Raw genomic sequence first — 18,185 nt, forward strand, 5'->3', positions numbered from 1 at the left:
CCTTTGCTTTTTTTTGTATTAAATTGTTAACACCAAAAACTCGCCTTTTAATGGTTCTAAGCTTTGAATAAGTTTAGGTATTAGTTGCTCGCCATATTCCAAATAAAATTCGGAGAAATTAGCATTGCGTTCTTGTAAACTACCATTGGGAAATAATTCATTTTGAAGCTCTGTCATTCTAGACACTTGGTCTGATAGCGCATTTTTTTGTGCCTTTAGCAAACGTTTCTCTAATTTGTCCAATCCTTTTAGCTGTTTTAGTTCTTGTGCTTTTACAGCTCCCAAAAAGGATTTATCCGTTTGTTTGGCAACTTCATATAGCTCTTCAAACTGGTTTACTAAATGGTTTTTTTGTTTTGAAAAATCAATTTCAATGTTTGAAATCTCTCTAACTTTACTATTAATAAAAGCATCTCTTTTCAAAAAGATATCTGTACTAGAAATATTCAGTTTTTCTAGTTTTTCAAATTGCTTTTCTGTTTGAATTAAAACCGAATTTCTCAATAGTAAAATAGGAAATGGCACTTCAACTTTATTAAAAAACTGCTTTAACTGAAACCAATACGCCAACTCTCCACCTCCACCAATGTAGCATAGGTTTGGCAAAATAACTTCTTGATACAAAGGACGCATAATAACATTTGGCGAAAAACGCTCTGGGTGCTCTAAGAGCTCTTTTTGTATCTCACTCAAGCTCCAATAAATATCGGTATTTAGTACCTTATAAACCTCATCTTCGTAGACAATACGCTCTCGCAAATTTTCTTTTAAATAAAACAAGTTAATTTCTCTAGGATTCACTTGAATTCCATAATCTTTAGACAGCTTATCGTTTGTTTTTAAAACTTCTTTAAAAGACGTGTTATTTAGCAATTCCTCTGCCATATAAGGTGCAAACTCCTTTTTTAACTTGGCATCATTGGCATCAATAATTACTAAACCATATTCTTTAAACAATACATTTGCTAAAAACCGTGTAGCATCAGCTAAATTATCATGTTTTATGTATGCATCTTTAAACAATAGCTTTAAATAGCTAGCATTTTTGGTGTTGCCTAATTCTTTTGAAAATAAATCAAAAACAGGTTCTAATCCTTTAGTTGATAATTCACCTACAGCACCCTGAGCATCTTTATTCCATTGTATTTTTTTTCCTTTAAAATTAAAATAATTAATTTCTTCAAAATCATGATCTTCAGTTGCCATCCAATACACAGGTATAAAATTGTATTTTGGATTTATTTCCTTTAATTGCTTGGATAGGTTTATTGCAGAAATAATTTTATAGAGAAAATATAATGGGCCAGTAAATAAATTAAGTTGATGCCCAGTGGTAATTGTAAAAGTATTATTAGATTTTAATAATTCAATATTTTGAAGTGTACTTTTTGAAGCATCAATATTCTGATATTGTTTGTTTAAACTTTCAACTAAAACAGTTCTAGATTGCGTAGAAAAAATTTTTTGTTTCTCCTCTATTTGATCTTTAAAGCTATTAAGATTAGGAAAACGATTATAAAACGGTTTTAATTCTGATTTTTCATCTAAATAGTTACAAATTAAAGATGAAAAGTAACCAGTATCGCGAAACGGAATATAATTTTGATGCATATTTAATTAAAAAATTATGTAAATATACAGTTATTCCATTTTTATCATTCTAAAAAATACGTTAAGAGTTATAAAGAAAAGTAAAATCACAATACTTCAAATTGAAACTCTCCTGAATCTGAAGTGTTTCCTAAAGCGTCTTTGGTTATTACTTTCCAATAGTAAATACCTGAAGATACAGTAACTACCAATTCATTAGTATTTAAATCGCTTGAAAATAATGGAGGATTAGAATTATTACCAATATAAATGTCGTATCCAGCAATATCATCGTCAACATCACTACCTGTCCATTGTAAGGTTACGGAGCTAGTACTAGGTATTGAAGCAGCCATTACAGGTGAGTTTATAACTGCTGGAAATGGCGCATAAGATTGTTCGCCAGGACCAGCATTGTAAAATTGCCATATTTCGCTGACTTGGGTTTTTGATCCTTTTTGAGATTCTACAAACCATTTATAAGGTGTAGCACGTTGCAAAACTATTGGTATGGTATCTGTAGTGGTTTCTTGGGTAATAATATTTCCATCAAACAAATTTTCAATAGTTATTTTATAATTATCTGCGTCGTTAGCCTTCCATTCAAATTTAACTGTACTTTCAGTTGGTGTTACATTTGTACCTAAATTACACAACATATTTTCTTGAGGAAAATACAATTCAACGCTATTATCTATCGATGGGTTATCTATTCCATCAGGATTTTCTCCTTCTGGGTTTGAGTCATCAACAGAAGATTTACTACAAGCAAAAATTAAAAAAAACAAACAGACTATATATATAAAACGTTTCATTTTTTTACGATTTTAAATGTTGATGTTGAAGACTTGTCTTTTATAAAAACAGTATAGATTCCTGAAGACAAATTACTTGTATCGACATCTATATTATTTGTCTTTTGTTTAGTTATAGTTTTTGAATAAACCGTTTGCCCTAAATAAGAATAAATACTTACTGAAAATTGTTCTTTATCAATATCCCCTAAATGAATATTAACTTTATTTTGAAATGGATTAGGGTACGCAAAAACGTTATCTGAAATTAAAATATTTTCTTCGTAAACTCCTTGACATTCGTTATCTGTAGTAACTTTTAAACTATTAAATCCGTTTTGTAAACTTAATGAGACTGAGGGTTTTGATGTTGTAAATTTTAAGCCATTAAAATTAATGTTATAACTACTACTCCCAGACAAGCTAATAGATACTTTTTGCCCACTGCTTTTACCTGTTAGAACTTGTAAAGGTTCTGGTTGGCTTATTACTATATCATAACAACTTTCAAAACTAGGTAACTCTTCAATAGTTATACAAAGTCTGTAAGTACCAGCTAAAAGGTTAAGAATATCTATCTCATTAGTAAAATTGTAAGTTTTAGAAAAATCGTCTTTGGTTAAACTAGCGGTATAATTCTGGTATTGTAGAGTTTTAATATTAATTTTTCCATCATTATTATTTAAGCACGTTTCTCCAGTAAGTAATATGGTAAAATTATTGTTTGGTATATTTAACACACTACAACCAAACAAATCTACAGCATCTCCAAAAGGTGTGTTCGGACATTGGTCATCTGTATTGGCTACACCATCATTATCAGCATCATCACATACAGACTGATAATTTGTTGTACTATCTTTAAACCAATTATTGTAATCTCCATTTGTATTAGAAATAACTTCAACCGGATTATCTACCAAAATACAGCTTAAAAGTGGGTTGTTTGTTGCATTAAATTCGTTTAAATTCTGATTGTTACCGTTTTGAATATTCAATTGATCGCTAACAAATAAGTTAGATTGACAATACAAACTCACCAAATTAGAATTTAAAACAACGCTTAACATATCCAATTGATTTTCGGAACAATCGAAAGTTATTAAATCAACCAAAGCGTCAACATTTAACTCAGCTAACATGTTAGCCGAAACATCTAAAGTTATTAATGCTGTATTTGAGCTTAAATTAATTTGAGATAAACTATTATTTGAAATATTAAGAGACCTTAAATTTGTATTTAAAGACAAATCGATAGAAGATATAGCATTAGTTGAAGCATTTAAACTAGTTAAAAGTGTATTAGTACTTAAATCGACATCTGTAACATTATTGTCTTCAAAATTAAAGCTTGATAAACCTAAAAAGTCTTCAATACCAGTTAAATCCAAAATATTTTGATTGCTAATATTTAAAGTTGAAATATTTTCAATGTTTGCCGTTAAAACATAATCATCTAACGCACCAGAATCGTAACCTAAATCTATTAAAGCCTGTTCGAAATTATCATCAGGTACATAGGTTTCGCCATAATAACACTCCATTGAATAATTTGCTAATCCATCTTTTAACCAAGCAACCCCAGCAGGTGCAGCTCCAGTATCGGTTTCTATACAGGTTAACGTTGTGTTATTTTGTGCATTTAAATTGGCTAGGTTTGTGTTTTGACCATTTTTTAAGTTTAAACTTTCCAAAAGATTAGATTGACAACTTATACTCGTTATTGCAGTATTTTGCTGAAAATCTAAATCTATAATTTGGTTAGAATTGCAATTGAAAACTTGGAGCGTTGGAATTAAACTCGCATCAAATTCTGTGAATATATTGTTAGCTATATTTACATCAATAACATTAGTACTATTACTTAAATCTAAACCAGTTAATGCGTTATTAGAACCGTTAATTTGAATTAAATTTGGGTTTTGAGAGAAATGTACTGAACTGATTGTATTATTAGAAAAATCTAAATTCTGCAACGCTGTAAAATCTTCTATTCCTGTTAAATCTGATATATTTTGTCCGCTAATATTTAAATTAGTTAAAACCTCAATATTTGCAGTTAAAACATAATCATCTAAAGTGCCAGAATCGTAACCTAGTGTAATTAAAGCTTGTTCAAAGTTATCATCGGGCACGTAGGTTTGTCCAAATTTACAATCTAAACTATACTCCGTGGCAGCATCTTTAAACCAGTTTGCACCTATATTATTAACATCATCAACCTGAACACATGTTAGGTTTGGGTTATTAGACGAATTAAAATTTGAAATATTAGTATTTATACCGTTTTGAATATTTACAAATTCTAACTGATTATCAGACACATTAATAGTTATTGAATCTGGACAAAAATCTAAAGGATTATTTTGATTTTGAGCAGGACATGCGCCAGTACCCATAGTTGATAAATCAAAATCACCTGTAATTTGATTATTACTACAATTAAATGTTTTAAGTTGATTTAAATTTAGTGGTAATTGCAAGTTTGTTAATTGGTTGTCACGTACGTTAAGTTCTATTAAATTAGTATTAGAACTAACATTTAAATCAATTAATTGATTGTTGCCTATCGACAAATATTTAATTGTTGGCAAACTAGCTACAACAGCATTTAATTGACTAATTTGGTTGCTGTCTAATATTAAATTTTCAAGAACAGGTGAAAGTAAATCGTCTACATCGGTTAATTCATTTTGTGATCCAGAAACTGCTATTAAATTGGTTTTACCAGATAAATTTATATCTGTTAAATCATTATCTGAAAAATCTAAAACTTCCAAAGCACCATTAGATGTAATGTCAAGTTGCGCTAACGTATTAGATCTACAATTCAAAGTGGTTAATGCAGAATAATTTGTTACTAATAGCGAATTTAAACTGTTATTAGAACAACTTATTTTACTCAATGAATTGTTGGCAACCGTTGTGGTAATAAAATTAGATATATGGTTACTATTACAATTAATTTCTATCAAATTATTGTTGTTGCTAATATCTAAAAACGATAAATTATTGTTTGAACAATCGAGTTCTTCTAAGTTGGTATTTAACGCTATATTCAAATCAGCCAAATTATTATTTGCACAGAATAGTTTTGTTAAACTATCTGTGCCAGAAGTATTTAGTAACCCAACAGTATTAGCTGTATTATTGGTTAAAAAATAATTTGAACCACAGAAAAGATTTTCCAAATTAATCATACCACTAACATCTAATTCATCTAAGTAATTACTACTACAATCTAATTCTGTTAATGATAAAAATGCTTTAATTCCTTCAAGGTTTTCAATATTTTTTCCGCTTATATTTAATGAATTAAGATACTCAATATTAGCTGTTAAAACTTGATTATCTATAGCTCCAGAATCAATTCCTAAATCAATTAAAGCTTGTTCAAAATTATTATCAGGAATGGCTGTATATCTATTATTTACACAATCATCATTATAACTAGCATTGAGGTCTTTAACCCAACTACCTGGAATATTACCTATTACAGCAGTATCAACATTAATACAAAATAAATTAGTATTATTGGAAGTATCAAACACGGTTAAATTAGTATTGTTACCATTTCTAATATCAACAAACTCTAATAAAGCGTTACTATTACATGTGATGCTTGTTAGTGCTGTATTTGCGACTAGATTTAGTTCAATAATATTGTTATTAGAGCAATTTAATATTGTTAACGCAGTAAAATCCTGAATACCTGTTAAATCAGAAATCCCTAAACCTGCAACATTTAAAGTGCCTGCAAAAGCAATAGCACTTGCTGTTGAGACGTAATTATTATTTGCTATACCATCTCCAAGCCCATTAATTTCCAGGTAATTCTCAAAAGCATCATCTGGAACGTAAGTACCACAATTAATCGCATAAGATGCTGTTACGTCAATAGCCCAAGTTACACCAACAGGTACAGCACCAGTATCTGTTTCGACACAAGATAGGTTTGCGTTATTGATAGCACTAAAATTGGTAAGATTTAAATTTTGACCATTTTGAATATTTAAAACTTCTAATGTGTTGGAGTCGCAATTAAAATTTGTTAAAGCATTAAGGCTACTTAGGTTTAATGACTGTATATTGTTATTAGAGCAGTTTAAATTACTGATAGAGAGATTAGTACTTATATCTAAATCTGATAGCGAATTAAATGAAATATCTAAAATACTTAAACCAACGTTACCACTTAAATCTAAACTTATTAAATTATTATTTGAACCATTAAAATTTATTAAAGCTATATTATTCGAGATATTGATTTCATCTAAATTATTATCACTACAATTAAGTGTTTGTAAAGCATTAAAATCTTCAATTCCTGTTAAATCTTCAATATTTAGGTTTGAAATATTGAGTGCCAATTCACTACCAATAGCAGACGTTAATACTAAATTGTTGTTATTTATGCCATCTCCCAATCCATTGGATTCAAGGTAAGCTTCAAAATTATCATCTGGAACATAAGTGTAAATATCAAGACAATTGGATTCGCCATAATACGTCCAATCATCTTTCGTCCAATTAGCATTTGGGGCAAAGCCAACATCTACTTGAATGCAAAATAAATCAGGATTATTTTCAGATTTAAATGATGTTACTAAATCGTTAAAACCGTTAGCTACAACTAAAGATGTTAATTTATTATTAGACACATTTATTGTAGCACCACCTTGACAAATAGTTTCGGGGTTTGTTTGCGGGTCTGGACAAATAACAGTATTAATTGAGCTTAAATCTAAACTTGAAATTAAATTATTCGAAGCATCTAATACTTTTAAACTGGTATTTGCTGATAGATTTAAAGTTGAGATTTGATTTGATGCGCAAAAAAGATTTTCTAAATTTATATTATTACCAACAAGTAAACTGCTTAGTCTGTTATTTGAAATTGTTAATGATACTAAATCTGTATTTAAACCAACATCTATATCAGTAATTCTATTGTTAGAACATGTAATTTCTCTTAGGTTTGTATTACTCGAAACATTTAACCCTGAAATTAGATTTTCAGAACAATCTAAAACCTCAAGGTTGCTATTAGATAAAATATTTATGGTTGCTAACCGGTTAGAACCACAAAGCAATGATATTAAACTAGTATTATTAGAAACATCAATACTTTGTATATTATTATTAGAACATATTAATGTTTCTAGACCAACAAAACTTTCAATTCCTGTTAAGTCGCTTATATTTAAATTATCAATAACAAGCAGCGTAACACTGTCTATTCTATTTGTTAATACCAAATTATTACCTGCTATACCATCTCCCATACTGTTTTCATCACCAACATCAACTAAACCACCATTAGCATCATGAGTTTCTAGGTAATCCTCAAAATTAGCATCAAGTATAGCTGTTGTTTGTGCTACTATAAAATAGGGCACAAATAATATAACTAAAATGAGAATATTATTCTTCATTGCTTTACTTTTCAATACATTCTAATAAATATTAATATCCAGTTTTTTCGTTAACTTCTTTATGGAAATGAACTTGAGTTTTAAATGCATCTTTTAGCTTTGAAACAAATTTCTCTTTAAACTCAGAATCTTCTTTTATTTTTTTCATTATAAAATTCTCCATTTTACTTGCACCAACATCTTTTAGAGTTTTTTCTGCAAGCTTTAATGCTTCTTCTATATCATTATCTGATAATTCATAATAAATAAACCCTTCTTGTATTTCATATTTACGTCCGTAATCATCTATGTTCTCTTTCGAATTTTCATAATGACGTACTGTGTGAGTGTCAGACTCATTTAAGGTTTCACCATTTTCAATCGCTTCCAATCTTTCAATCGTTTTTAATAACAAATCATTAAGATTATTCAATTGTTTCTGTTGCTCAAAAACTTGTTTTTCTAATTTTTCTACAATTGGATTATTATCATTATTATTTATGCCAACTGCAGTGTTTATAAGGTTATAGCTTAATTCGTTCTCAGAAGCTTCCCAAGCTACACCTACAATATTTTTAACGTCTTTTGCAGTAATATTTTCAGGTGATATTGCTATACCCAACCCATTGTTCCCTCCAGAAGGAATTATATAATCTCCTATATTTACAATACCAATTACTTTTACTGGAACTTGCCCCATAAAAGCTACTTTTTCGAAAAACTGTTCTTGACTCTCATTGGGTAGCGCACCTAAAACTGCAGGTTTATAAGATATAACCATCATTCGTTCTGCTCCGGAAGTATTTTTTGATATTTTACCTCCATTAACACCTACAATATCTCCATAAGACATTTTTTCACCAACATCCTTTCTGAGTAAATATTCAGCATAATCGCCTGCACCAGAAGCATATGATACACCACGATATCTATTTTTATTATCATAAAATGTATTTAAGGTATATGATGCAAAAACTTGATTTAGTGTCGCAGCTGTAACTTTTAATATTTGTAAAGCCAACGAAGATGACTCTGAAATAATTAATGATGGTATTGGAACCGTAAAGCAGCCTCCAATACCTGCACAAAACGTACTACTGGTAGATGCGGCAGTTACTCTAAAAGTTGCCTTAGATAGATCTGTTAATTCCCATGCTAAATCTAAAGTTCCATCAACAAAATCGTAAACAGAGCCTAATTGATCTAGATTATAATCAGCATTATTAGAAAACTCACTTGGATTAGTTTCACCTTCAATTCTTCCCCAAAGCATTGGTCCTTGCGGATTTGGTAATCTTATACCAGATATTGTATTTGCACCAGGTTCAGCATTTTGACTAAAACCGTCAAATATTCCTGTGTCATCTACACCAAATAAATCAAACATATCTCGTATAGCTCCATTTAAAAGTGTTGGTTCATATGGTTGTTGGTCTACAGATGTTTCATCCCAAAACGACATAAAATTATTAGCATTTCTAGCTCCATTTACGTTCACTCGTATCGCTATACCTTGATTACCACCTTCTACCAGTAAAGGATAATTATTTATATCTAAATCTGGACCTGTTAAAGTAGACGTTATTTTAACTTGATTTCCTTCAGAGTTTATTTGAACAGCACCATTTAACTCTGTGCTAGAAGCAACTTCTAGAGTTTCAGATTTTAAAGCTCCAAAAGTTGATGCACCTTTTACATCTAAACTTCCATTAAGTATGGTTGGAGCATCAACATCCCAATTAGGTGGGCCTGTTAAGGAATCTCCAACAATTAAAGCTCCAGATAAATTTACAGTACTCTTATTATTTACATTTAGTCCAGAATTAAAATTGGCTAGACTATCAACCACTAGGCTTCCTGTTAAATAGGTCTCATTTCCATCGTTTACAGTAAGTGTACTATTTAAATTAGTTGGACCATTAACAGTAAGTTCTCGATTTAAAAATGTGTCATCATCCACATCTAATGTTCCAGTAGCTGTTATATTTCGATGATACGCATAAGGAACAAACGTGAGTACTTCTCGGCTCATATCAACAAAATTATTGCCGTTTTTAAAGTCAATATCCACTTTTAAATCTTTAGGGGTTCCATCCCAACTAATCTTTTCAAAATCGTCATGCTCTACATCTCCAATTATTAGGTTTATTCTTCCAAATTCGTCAGTTGTTGTAGTCTGTACTTCTTGAAATTCTATTGCATTACCAGAATCAAAAATTGTAAATCTTATATCTACAGTAGTACTTGGTAAATAGTTGCCTTCAGAATCTATTCCTGGTAGTTCTAATGCATCCGGACCAATAATAATAGCTTGGTAATTTATACCATCAGTTTGGGCAAATGATTCAATTACTAGTAAAAGAAATAATCCAATGGTTAGTAGTGGTTTCATAATTATGGTTATTTGTGTTTTAATACTATATTTTTATAAGTTTCGAGTTGAATGATTTAGTGTTAGATGCGAGTTTTAAAATGTATGTTCCTTGAGGAATATCACTAAGATTCAATTCAATACGTTGTGCTTCAGAAAATATTTCAGAATATATCAACTTCCCACTTACATCAAAAACGGAAACTAAGATGTCACTTTTAACTAAATCAGTAAAAGAAATGGAAATAGACTCTTTAAATGGGTTTGGGTAAACTTTGGCTTGTAAACTGTTATTATTAAACTGATTAACTATTTTGATTTTAAATGGTGGTTGTTGATAACCCTGTCTTAAATAATAACCAGCTTTTGAGGACGTACCAATAACACTTGATTGTCCAATACTTTGACTAACAAAATATTTACCTTTAGATGTTGAAAATGTATTTGACGAACCACTAGAGCCTAAACTAGAGCTTTTTATTGTGTATTTTTTTAAATCACCATCAACCTGTGATTGTATTGTAAACACCGAACAAAATATTATTACTAAAAATGAATACTTTTTCATTAACTTATTCTAATCAATAATTAATTATAATTTTTTTGCTTTAACTAAATTTAATACATTACTAGGCACTTACAATGGCTGTCCTACTTTTGTCCATGCCTAAAATCGCATCTAAAAACTGATTATTGTATTAAAAATCGCAATAACATGACGGTAAATTTATGATGAAACCTATACCAAATTGGTGCGCTACTAAATTTAGCTTTTCGGCACTTACACCGCTATTAATTAGCACTGATCTACCATAAGTGTAATTAGCAGAAATAGCAGTACTGTTGGATATTGGGTATTGCATACTTATACCACCTCTTACAAAGAATATATTATTATTAAATTCTTCTTCTCCTACCAAATTAAAAACATCATTATTTATAGTTTGATTGCCTCTTATTAAAAACTCTGATGCTACTGAAACTTTTGCATAAAAAGATAAATCTGTTAACTCAAACATTTTTAAACCTAATCCTGCTTTTAAACCTAAGTAACTTATATCCCATTCAAAATAATTATCTACACTACTCTCACTACCAATGGCGCCATAACTATTATAAGTTGCTCCCAGAGATAGAAATAAAGTCTTTTCATTATTAATTACCTTTCTGTAACCCATTCCAAAATAAGATTTGGATTGTGATAACAAATTATTAAGAGGATTCCCCTGTGAGTTTCTATAATCAAATTCAGAAACATTACTACCAATTTCCATATAAAGTTGTTGGCTAACACTTACAATGCTGAATAAAAAAATAAAAGAGTTAAGTAATAGTTTCTTCATATCATTAATAAATATTTCAACAATCAATTATCTCTAAACTTTAATGAGTAGTTTGTAACTCTAACTTGATTCTGAATGCTGATTTAATCTAAAATCCAGAAGTCTATTAGTCTTTGTAACTTATCTAAAAACTGATAAAAATAAAGATGAAAAGTAAAAATTGAAATATTGGTTATTTTTTGGTTTTAAGTTTTACTAATCTATTAATATAAATTGTATAAACTAAAAAAAATAGACTATGTCCCCCTTTTGTCCATATAATACAAGGTGAAATTCTATAAACATTACTATTCTATGCTAAAAAGTTTAAAAAAATATTAAATTAAGTTACAAAAAACTAATATGAAATATCTAACTATTATAGGGCACCATATTGAAGTAAAACAAATCATAAACAACTAAAAAACAATATTTTAATACTAAAATTAACATATACTTTTCTCTTTTTTACTAGCTTTTTTGTATCTTTAGTAGCATGTTAAAATTTATAAAATAAAAAACTATGAAAAATAAGTCCCATTTACTAACACTGTTTCTATTTTGCCTATCGATAATAGGTAATGTAAACATTTTAAGTGCACAGTCTGAGGCAACTCCCTTCACAGAAATAAAAGGAAAAGTTGTTGATAGCAAAAATAAATCTCCACTAGCATTTGCAGATTTAGTAATTAACAATTCTAATGTTAGTACAATTACAAACTCTGATGGTGAATTTATTTTAAAAATACCAAATACTTCTTCTAAAGATGTATTAGTTATTTCTCGACTTGGTTATGAAAAAAAAGAAGTTTCAATTTCTAGTCTTACAAATGGTATTAAAATAAAATTAGAACAGGCCATTACTCAACTTAGTGAAGTTGAGATAGACACTTACAAAAACGCAAAAACTCTAGTATTAGAAACTCTTAAAAAGAAAAGCTCTCTATACAACAACGATAAAACTTTAATGACAGCGTTTTACAGAGAAACGATAAAGAAAAGACGCAGAAATGCATCATTATCTGAAGCTGTTGTTCAAATACATAAAAGTCCTTATAATAGTTACAAAAGAGACGGTATAGAATTAATAAAGTCTAGAAAAAACACTGATTATTCTAGATTAGATACCATAGCAATGAAACTTCAAGGAGGTCCTTTTAGTAATCTTTACACAGACATTATTAAATACCGAGAATTTATTTTTACTGCTGAAGACATGGACCTGTACAATTTTAGCTTTGGAGAAGCCACTCAAATCAACAATAATATGGTTTATGTTGTTAATTTTAAACAAAAAGAAAATATAACTACACCTCTTTACTTTGGTAAACTATTCATAGACTCTAAAACTTTAGCCTTAACAAGCGCTGCTTATAGTTTAAATGTTGAGAATAAGGAATTATCTAGCCAGATGTATATTAGAAAAAAACCTCGTAAAGTTGATGTTTACCCTACTGAAACAAAGTACATGGTTAATTACAGAACGCAAAATGGAAAATGGCATTACGCTTACAGTAACATATCATTAACCTTTAAAGTAAATTGGAAAGGTAAATTATTTAATAGCGTTTATACATTAAATAGTGAAATGGCTATTACTGATTGGGAAATAAATAATACAAAATTTGCCAAAGTAAAAGAAAATATAATTAGACCTACAACCATACTAATAGACAAAACTTCAGGTTTCTCCGACCCAGAATTTTGGGGCGAATACAATATTATTGAACCTGAAAAATCAATAGAATCGGCCATTAAAAAAATTCAAAAACAATTAAAGAGAACATAAATTAATATTATAATTTTAAAAAAAAAGCGTTTAAATACGCTTTTTTTTTGCTCCTAATTCAAATAAAAAATATAGATTTACGATGAATTATTAAAAAATACTTCATGAAACTTACATACCTACTTTTATTCTTTGTTACAATAAACACCTACTCTCAAGAAGATTATATTGTTAAAATTAATGATACCGAATTGGAGATAGCATTAGATAGTACTTACACTTTAGAAATAGATAATAAGAGTTTAAATATTACATTTAAATCTAAAGATATACTAGTATACGATGATTCGCTCTTCAACTTTCAATATCCTAGTGATTTTAAAGTTTCTAAAACAATTATAGATGAAGGAGTAGAACAAATTATGCTAATGACAGCTGAAGGTTCGGGGATTTTAATTCAAAAGTACGAAGGTTTCAACCCAACTTTTTTAAATGAAATGATGATTAATGAAATTACTAAAGAAAGTATTAATTATGGATTTAAATTAGAAAGAAAAGATTATGAGAGAAAGTTAAAATCTGAACAAACCTTAAATATAGACAAAGCTATTCTAACTTATAAAGATGAAACAAATATTTATGAAGTAGCTACTATTGGAAAAAAGGATGAAGGAATTTTAATAATGACCATGATTATGGATACATCTATTAACAACGAACAAGGAAATAAATTGATTGAATTAATGTGGAATTCACTTAATTACAAATAGTTAAATCTACATTAGAATCCATTTTAAAAATCTACAAAACCATACACTTAGCCATGGTATCTTCATAAATTGCTTCATATTTTGGAACAATATTATGCAAATCAAAATTTAAAGATTCTTTTCTAGCGTTATTTTTAAATTCTACTAATAATTCAGGATTACTTAATATATGTATAGCGTTTTTACTCATGTCTTCAATATCACCTACATTACTTAAGTAACCAGAAACACCATGAATATTAACTTCAGGTATTCCTCCCGTATTACTTGAAATAACAGGAACTCCAGACGCCATTGCCTCTAGCGCTGCTAAACCAAAACTTTCAGTTTGTGATGGTAATAAAAACAAATCACTAAAACATAAAATCTTGTCTATTTCGTTACTTCTTCCAAAGAATATAACTTTTTCCAAAATTCCTAGTCTCTGACAATGATTTTCGACTTTTTCACGTTCAGGTCCTTCTCCTACTAACATCAATTTTGCAGGCATTTCTTTCTGAATATTATAAAATACCTCAATAACATCTTGTACACGCTTTACCGGGCGTAAATTACTAATATGGGTAATTATTTTTTCATCATCATTTGCCATCATACCTCGCTGGCAATCTGTAAAACCATGATTATATTTGTCTAAATCGATAAAGTTAGGAACTACTGATATATTATTTTTTATATCAAACAAGCGCATGGTATCATCCTTTAAACTTTGCGAAACCGTTGTAACAGCATCAGACTTATTGATACTAAATGTAACAGCAGGTTTGTAAAACGGATGACTACCTACAAGGGTTATATCAGTACCATGTAATGTAGTAACTATGGGAACATAAATCCCCTCTTCTTGTAACATTTTCTTAGCCATATAAGCTGCATAAGCATGAGGTATGGCATAATGTACATGTAGAATTTCTATTTTATGAAGCTTAACCATATCCACCAATTTACTAGATAAAGCTAGTTCATATGGTTGGTAATGAAACAAAGGATATTCTGGAACGTTTACCTCATGGTAATGTACATTATTACTTAAAAGCTCTAATCGTACTGGTTGATTATAAGTAATAAAATGAATTTCATGACCTCGCTTGGAAAGTTCCAAACCGAGTTCTGTAGCTACTACACCACTTCCTCCAAATGTTGGGTAACAAACTATACCTATTTTCATAAATTGTTAATCTTCTATCGCTTCGTAAATTAAACGCTGTATTTCAGTTCTTATATTTTCTCTTAATAATAAATTTTTTCCAGCATTTGGGTATGTTCTGTTTGCTAGAAAAACGTAAACAATTTCTTCCTCAGGATCTGCCCAGGCATAAGTGCCTGTAAAACCAGAATGCCCAAAACTTGTCATAGATATACAACCGCATGTTGGGCCCTCATCTCCTAGTTGCGGTTTGTCAAACCCCACACCTCTTCTGTTATCGTTTTCACAGAAATAACATGTATTAAACTTATCAACTGTTTGAGTTTTCAAATAACGTTTACCTCCGTAAAATCCTTTTTGAAGATACATTTGCATGATTTTTGCTACATCATTTGCGTTACTAAAAACCCCTGCATGCCCTCCAATACCATTTTGCATGGCAGCTCCCATATCATGAACATAACCATGTACTTTTTGATATCTGTAATAATCATCTTCTTCTGTTGGCACAATCTTCTTATTACTTATTCTTTTGTAAGGGTTATAAGTTGTATAATTCGCTCCTAATGATTGATAAAAACGGTCTTGAACAATTTCATCGAGTGTTTTGTCGTAATGACCTTCAATAAATTTCTTTAGAATGTAATAAGGAAAGTCGCTGTATCGGTATCTTAAACGATCAAGTAACTCTGAATCTTTTATAATTTTGGGTATGGAGTCCATATAATCAGAGCGCAAAAAAAGGTTTTTAGAAACTTCAATATTAAATTCATTACTACGTTCTGTTCTGTAATACTTTTTACTTGGGCGTTTTGTAATGGTATCTAATGTTTTGTAATAAAATGGTTCCCATGGTCGTAATCTTGCATAATGAGATAACATTTTTTTTATTGTAATGTTTGCTTTATTTGACTCTTTATATTCAGGTAAAATATCAGAAAGCTTATCATCTAAAGACACAATGCCTTGCTCTACTAATTCCATTAAAAGAGGTAGTGTAGCTAATATTTTGGTTAAAGAAGCAACATCATAAATATCATCAAATGATACTTTTTCTTTGCCTTTGTAAGTGTGCTTTCCAAAATTTTTATTGTAAATAACCTTTCCTTCTCTGGCAATTAATAATTGAATACCCGGTGTCATTTTTTGGTTTACCGCATATTGTGCTACGGAGTCTATTTTTTTTAATTTTTCAGAACTCATTCCTACGCGTTCTGGAAGCGTATAGCCTAAACGTTTAATTCCGAAAGATGGAATCCCTTCTCCTGCAACAAAAAAACTTCCTGCTGAAACTGGCAAAACACCTTTTGATGCAAACGCACCAAAAATAAGTTGTGCCGATTTTTCTTGAGCTATTTTACTGTTTTGATAACTTACTACAATACTTTCTATATTCTCAATTTCTTTCAAATCCATTAACGCATAAGGCTTAACAAAAACATCTAAAATAACAGTATGTGTCTTTGATACTTCATTTAACCATACAAGTTCTTTATCAGAGAATTTGTAGGATTCCCAAGGGCTTCTATTCGAATGATGCAATCCTACAATTACGGTATTATAAGGTTGTAATTTACCTTCTAAATCATCAATATTATCAAATAATATCTTGTGTACTTTAGTATACTTTTTCAATTCATTGAAAAAGATATCTCCAGAAGCTTTTCCTAAATTTACATAAGCTATTTTCTTTGTTTCTAATTGGCGTATTGGTAATACTCCTCTAATATTTTGTAAAATAGTAACTGCATTTTCAATTAGCTCTTCGTATAGTACATCGTCTTCAAGCCTATTTAAATCTTCAACTAAATTATAAATACCAATTGGCTCATAATTTGCCAATCCAGCTTTATATTTTGCTTGGAGTATCTTTTTTACTGAATGTTCTAATCTTTTTTCACTAACCTCGCCTTTATTATATGCTTGAATAATTTTAGAAACACCAATGCCAACGTTTTCAGACATGAGCATAACATCATTACCGGCTTTAAATGCGGCTAAATCAATATCACCTGTTTCGTCAAAATCTGCAGCACCTTTCATTGTTAAAGCGTCAGTAAAAATTAAGCCTTTAAACCCCAAAGAATCTTTTAAAATATCTGTTACAATATGTTTTGACAATGATGAGGGAAACCCTGTAGAATCTAATTTAGGAACATTTAAATGCGCTACCATAACACTTGACAAACCTTCTTTTATGAGTCTTCTATAAGGATAAAGCTCAACAGAATCAATACGTTTTTCATCAAAGCCAATTGTTGGTAATGTGTAATGTGAATCCTGTTCTGTATCACCATGCCCAGGAAAATGTTTTGCATTTGCTAAAACACCTGCGCTTTGCATACCCTTCATGAAATACGAAGCTTTTTCGGTAACATTATCTCTATCTTCTCCAAAAGATCGATTACCTATAATTGGATTGTTTGGGTTTGTATTAATATCTACAACTGGAGCAAAATTAAAATGAACGCCCAAACGCTTACAATGTTCTCCTATTTTTTTTCCAGTTTCTTCAATTAACTTATTGTCTTTAATTGCTCCTAGAGTCATATTCCAAGGAAATGCATAGGTAGAATCTAGGCGCATACTCAATCCCCACTCAGCATCCATACCAATAAGAAGCGGGGTTTTAGATAGTGATTGTAACTCATTATTCAACTTTGCTTGCCTAACAGGACCTCCGTTAGAATAAATAATACCACCAATATGATGCTCTGTTATTAAATTTAAAACCTGTTTTTTAGTAGCTAAATCTTGGTTAGACATCACTTGAACCATATACAGTTGGCCTACTTTTTCTTTTAAAGTCATAGCATTATAAATACTATCAACCCATTTTCTTTGCTCTTGAAAATCAGACGTTAGGAGTGGATTTTTATTAGTTTGAGCAAATAAATTTACAGTAATGAAAAAAGATAATACAATTATATAGATGTGGCGCATAGAATGTAATAAATTGAACTTTGTGTAATTAACTAAACTAATAGTAATAACCATGCCAAAATAATACTTTTAAGTAGAAGATAAAAAGCCTTTAAGATAGATTTA

General features: G+C 29.8%; 10 protein-coding genes. 2 read left to right on the forward strand and 8 right to left on the reverse strand.

Annotated features, from left to right (window positions below):
• Window positions 1–18 precede the first annotated feature (18 nt).
• The 6 genes from bshC to ABD939_RS13585 all read right to left on the reverse strand — a co-directional run bounded on the left by bshC (window position 19) and on the right by ABD939_RS13585 (window position 11,512).
• Window positions 19–1,611, reverse strand: a complete 1,593-nt coding sequence (bshC, locus tag ABD939_RS13560; RefSeq protein ID WP_345169783.1) for a bacillithiol biosynthesis cysteine-adding enzyme BshC — start codon at window positions 1,609–1,611, stop codon at window positions 19–21.
• An 86-nt stretch (window positions 1,612–1,697) separates the two neighbouring features.
• On the reverse strand, window positions 1,698–2,405 hold the full coding sequence (locus ABD939_RS13565) for a hypothetical protein (protein WP_345169786.1): 708 nt from the start codon (window positions 2,403–2,405) through the stop codon (window positions 1,698–1,700).
• Window positions 2,402–7,819: a T9SS type A sorting domain-containing protein gene (locus ABD939_RS13570; RefSeq protein ID WP_345169791.1), complete on the reverse strand. Its 5,418-nt coding sequence runs from the start codon at window positions 7,817–7,819 to the stop codon at window positions 2,402–2,404. The genes ABD939_RS13565 and ABD939_RS13570 overlap by 4 nt, the downstream gene beginning before the upstream one ends.
• Window positions 7,820–7,850: 31 nt before the next feature.
• Entirely contained in the window at window positions 7,851–10,190 is a 2,340-nt protein-coding gene (locus ABD939_RS13575; protein ID WP_345169794.1) for a hypothetical protein, read from the reverse strand.
• Window positions 10,191–10,215: 25 nt separating this feature from the next.
• The gene (locus ABD939_RS13580; RefSeq protein ID WP_345169799.1) at window positions 10,216–10,737 is read right to left on the reverse strand and encodes a T9SS type A sorting domain-containing protein; all 522 of its coding nucleotides are present in this window, start codon (window positions 10,735–10,737) and stop codon (window positions 10,216–10,218) included.
• Between the two features lie 130 nt (window positions 10,738–10,867).
• A complete protein-coding gene (locus ABD939_RS13585) occupies window positions 10,868–11,512 on the reverse strand; it encodes a hypothetical protein (RefSeq protein WP_345169802.1) in 645 nt (214 codons plus the stop codon).
• Between the two features lie 502 nt (window positions 11,513–12,014).
• Here ABD939_RS13585 and ABD939_RS13590 point away from each other — a divergent pair.
• On the forward strand, window positions 12,015–13,280 hold the full coding sequence (locus ABD939_RS13590) for a carboxypeptidase-like regulatory domain-containing protein (protein WP_345169803.1): 1,266 nt from the start codon (window positions 12,015–12,017) through the stop codon (window positions 13,278–13,280).
• A 104-nt stretch (window positions 13,281–13,384) separates the two neighbouring features.
• The gene (locus tag ABD939_RS13595) at window positions 13,385–13,990 is read left to right on the forward strand and encodes a hypothetical protein (protein WP_345169807.1); all 606 of its coding nucleotides are present in this window, start codon (window positions 13,385–13,387) and stop codon (window positions 13,988–13,990) included.
• 31 nt (window positions 13,991–14,021) lie between these two features.
• Here ABD939_RS13595 and bshA read toward each other — a convergent pair whose 3' ends face one another.
• Together bshA and ABD939_RS13605 are read right to left on the reverse strand one after the other, a co-directional pair.
• Window positions 14,022–15,158 carry an N-acetyl-alpha-D-glucosaminyl L-malate synthase BshA gene (gene bshA, locus ABD939_RS13600; RefSeq protein ID WP_345169810.1) on the reverse strand — a complete coding sequence of 379 codons (1,137 nt, stop codon included), beginning with the start codon at window positions 15,156–15,158 and terminating at the stop codon, window positions 14,022–14,024.
• Window positions 15,159–15,164: 6 nt separating this feature from the next.
• The gene (locus tag ABD939_RS13605; protein WP_345170160.1) at window positions 15,165–18,080 is read right to left on the reverse strand and encodes a serine hydrolase domain-containing protein; all 2,916 of its coding nucleotides are present in this window, start codon (window positions 18,078–18,080) and stop codon (window positions 15,165–15,167) included.
• Between the last annotated feature and the right edge of the window lie 105 nt (window positions 18,081–18,185).

It is taken from the genome of Algibacter aquimarinus, assembly GCF_039543265.1.
GTDB lineage: Bacteria > Bacteroidota > Bacteroidia > Flavobacteriales > Flavobacteriaceae > Algibacter_B > Algibacter_B aquimarinus.

Coding starts and splice junctions, on each gene's coding strand:
- bshC (WP_345169783.1), bottom strand. CDS start 1,611: ATGCATCAAAATTATATTCCGTTTCGCGATACTGGTTACTTTTCATCT.
- ABD939_RS13565 (WP_345169786.1), bottom strand. CDS start 2,405: ATGAAACGTTTTATATATATAGTCTGTTTGTTTTTTTTAATTTTTGCT.
- ABD939_RS13570 (WP_345169791.1), bottom strand. CDS start 7,819: ATGAAGAATAATATTCTCATTTTAGTTATATTATTTGTGCCCTATTTT.
- ABD939_RS13575 (WP_345169794.1), bottom strand. CDS start 10,190: ATGAAACCACTACTAACCATTGGATTATTTCTTTTACTAGTAATTGAA.
- ABD939_RS13580 (WP_345169799.1), bottom strand. CDS start 10,737: ATGAAAAAGTATTCATTTTTAGTAATAATATTTTGTTCGGTGTTTACA.
- ABD939_RS13585 (WP_345169802.1), bottom strand. CDS start 11,512: ATGAAGAAACTATTACTTAACTCTTTTATTTTTTTATTCAGCATTGTA.
- ABD939_RS13590 (WP_345169803.1), top strand. CDS start 12,015: ATGAAAAATAAGTCCCATTTACTAACACTGTTTCTATTTTGCCTATCG.
- ABD939_RS13595 (WP_345169807.1), top strand. CDS start 13,385: ATGAAACTTACATACCTACTTTTATTCTTTGTTACAATAAACACCTAC.
- bshA (WP_345169810.1), bottom strand. CDS start 15,158: ATGAAAATAGGTATAGTTTGTTACCCAACATTTGGAGGAAGTGGTGTA.
- ABD939_RS13605 (WP_345170160.1), bottom strand. CDS start 18,080: ATGCGCCACATCTATATAATTGTATTATCTTTTTTCATTACTGTAAAT.